Origin of the sequence: Aetokthonos hydrillicola CCALA 1050, from assembly GCF_017591665.1 — a bacterium.
Taxonomy (GTDB): domain Bacteria; phylum Cyanobacteriota; class Cyanobacteriia; order Cyanobacteriales; family Nostocaceae; genus Aetokthonos; species Aetokthonos hydrillicola.
In genome coordinates this window covers 1-1,926 of the sequence record NZ_JAAKGC010000326.1, presented here as the reverse complement: position 1 = coordinate 1,926, position 1,926 = coordinate 1, and the positions used below count along the sequence as shown (strand labels likewise).

General features: G+C 39.6%; 3 protein-coding genes. All 3 read left to right on the top strand.

The genetic code is table 11. From position 1 onward, the window contains the following. Positions 1–107 precede the first annotated feature (107 nt). The 3 genes from G4P69_RS37515 (at position 108) to G4P69_RS37505 (ending at position 1,707) form a co-directional block, all read left to right on the top strand. Complete coding sequence (locus G4P69_RS37515; protein ID WP_208345355.1) at positions 108–806, top strand: class I SAM-dependent methyltransferase; 699 nt, start codon at positions 108–110, stop codon at positions 804–806. Between the two features lie 325 nt (positions 807–1,131). After that, positions 1,132–1,434 (top strand): BrnT family toxin, encoded by a 303-nt coding sequence (locus G4P69_RS37510; protein WP_310833508.1) that lies wholly within the window; start codon positions 1,132–1,134, stop codon positions 1,432–1,434. A 3-nt stretch (positions 1,435–1,437) separates the two neighbouring features. Then, on the top strand, positions 1,438–1,707 hold the full coding sequence (locus tag G4P69_RS37505) for a BrnA antitoxin family protein (protein ID WP_208354992.1): 270 nt from the start codon (positions 1,438–1,440) through the stop codon (positions 1,705–1,707). Positions 1,708–1,926: the final 219 nt, after the last annotated feature.

The window sequence follows — 1,926 nt, the reverse complement described above, 5'->3', positions numbered from 1 at the left end:
AATCCTTAGCTAAGGAGTTATTGCCAAAAAGATAAATAGTTTTCGATAGGTAATGACATATCAGCTAAACCAGAAACTACACATTTCAACCAGATAATTCTACTCAAATGAAAGACATCTTTTTTTGCCCCGAAGAATCCCTTTTTTATTCAAACTGCCTGGAAAATTTAGTATGGAGAAACTGCGAAAAATCTGAAACCATTGTTGAATTCGGTTCTGGAGACGGTAGTCCAATGATTAATGCCTTACTCAGAAACCAATTTGATGGATTAATAGAAGGATTTGAACTAAACACTTCTGCATGGAAAGCAGCTAATTTAACGATTGATGAATATAATTTAGGTGATAAATACATAATTTATAATTCATCTTTGCTCAACTCTGACCAACCCAAAGCTAATTATCTTGTGGCGAATCCACCGTATCTACCGGCACCAGACAATGATATCTACATACCACTGTTATTTGGAGGTGTAGATGGGGCTGAAATTACTAATCAACTTTTATCATTAAATTATGAAAACGTCTTACTTTTAGTATCTAGTTTCTCTAATCCAAAAAGTACAATAGAACACGCAAAAGCAAACGGTTACTCTGTGCAGAATTTCCTAATTTTACCTCTCAGATTTGGTTACTACAGTTCCGAGCCTAAAGTGAAAAAACATATAGAAGAATTACGAAAACACAAAATGGCATTTTATTCTGGTGACTACTATTTTTTAGCGGGTGTTTTATTTAAAAAACAACAAGGTTCTGACGTTGTTGATTTATCTAACGAGTTAGCTCAAGTTATGACAAGTTTATAACCCTGCTTCCGCACGTTTCTAGCTAGCAGAGTGGCTCAGTATCAACTTTGGATTCAGGGCAAACGCATCTAAAAGGGCTTGACAAAAAAACAAATATATGAGTTCCCCAGAAATGCGGCTATACTTCCTTGTCCACATCACCCCTGCTCAAGAACTGTTTGCCCTCAAGTTCAAACTTTAAAGTGAAACGGTATAACCCCAATAAACGCGATCTGCGCTTCTCCTCACGGAGAGGCTGCGCCAACGCTTTACTCGCTTCGCTATCGCCTAATTTCTGTACAACCAAAGTAAAACCTTGACTATCCAAACATAGAAAAATTATGCTGTGTACAATTGTGCATACTATAATAGTGTTATGGAGTATGAATGGGATACTAACAAAGCCCAATCCAATCAGCAAAAACATGGTATTGACTTTGCGGATGCAGTATCTGTATTTGCAGACGATTTTGCTATTACTGTGATGGATGAGCATCCAGACGAAGAGCGGTTTGTGACGATAGGTATGGATGCTCTGGGTAGAATTATAGTTGTTGTTTATACGTTACGGGCTGACAGTTGTATTCGGTTAATATCGGCTCGTAAAGCAACTAGGAGACAACGTCAGCAATATGAGGAAGAGGTATAAATCATGGATACTGAGTACGATTTTAGTCATGGTAAACGTGGAGCAATTGAGCCTACAGGCGAAGGTAAAACAAGGATTACAATTCGGTTAGATGATGATATTTTGACGTGGTTCCGCGAACAAGTCCATCTTGCTGGTGGTGGAAACTATCAGACGTTGATAAATAATGCATTGCGTGAATATGTACAACAGCGTCGGGAACCTTTAGAGGAAATTTTACGACGAGTTGTACGGGAAGAATTGAGTCAGATAAATATGCAGGTTAACGAGTAGAATAATCGCATTATCCCTGAAACAACTAAAACGCGTAGACGCACAGCGGTGGGGGGGTCGCAGTCTTGGCGGTTCCTGTCGATTGCGAACCCCCGCACCCGACGGGCGAGTCAAGAGACATCGCACTTCAACACTACACACGCTATGGTCAAAGATCCCTCCTAGGGAGTATCGCACTTCCCTAACATCATAAATGCGACGGTGATTATCAACTTTGAG

Excerpts from the sequence above, each read along its gene's own strand:
- G4P69_RS37515 (WP_208345355.1), top strand. The coding sequence starts at position 108 with ATGAAAGACATCTTTTTTTGCCCCGAAGAATCCCTTTTTTATTCAAAC.
- G4P69_RS37505 (WP_208354992.1), top strand. The coding sequence starts at position 1,438 with ATGGATACTGAGTACGATTTTAGTCATGGTAAACGTGGAGCAATTGAG.